The organism is Pseudomonas sp. AAC, assembly GCF_000725445.1.
GTDB classification, from domain to species: domain Bacteria; phylum Pseudomonadota; class Gammaproteobacteria; order Pseudomonadales; family Pseudomonadaceae; genus Pseudomonas; species Pseudomonas citronellolis.
The window spans coordinates 885,755-886,062 of record NZ_KL647096.1 but is presented as its reverse complement, the minus strand read 5'-3'; the positions used below and the strand labels follow the sequence as shown (position 1 = coordinate 886,062).

General features: G+C 47.7%; 1 pseudogene. It reads left to right on the top strand.

Annotated features, from left to right (window positions below):
- Window positions 1-127: 127 nt before the first annotated feature.
- A pseudogene (locus FG99_RS32630) lies at window positions 128-308 on the top strand (hypothetical protein); the annotation flags it as partial.

The window sequence follows — 308 nt, the reverse complement described above, 5'->3', positions numbered from 1 at the left end:
CGGGTTTTGAGAAAACCCTAAACTTGGCTCAGCAATCGCAAAAAACTCTCGAATTCACGAGTGCTACTTGTGATGCTGACAATCTTGCGATCACCAGTCTTAACTCACAAGCACCCACACGAATTGCTTGATTCAACTTGTTAAAGAGCAGTTGGTTGATTCTTTCGTCTCAACCGAGGCCGCGCATTCTACGCCAACCTCTTATTTCGTCAAGCGTTATTTTCAGAATTTTTCGTTCCTACTCAACCGCTTGCGCTGTCGATCGGCCGGAGCTTCTCGTCAGCGGGAGGCGCATTCTACAGCGATCA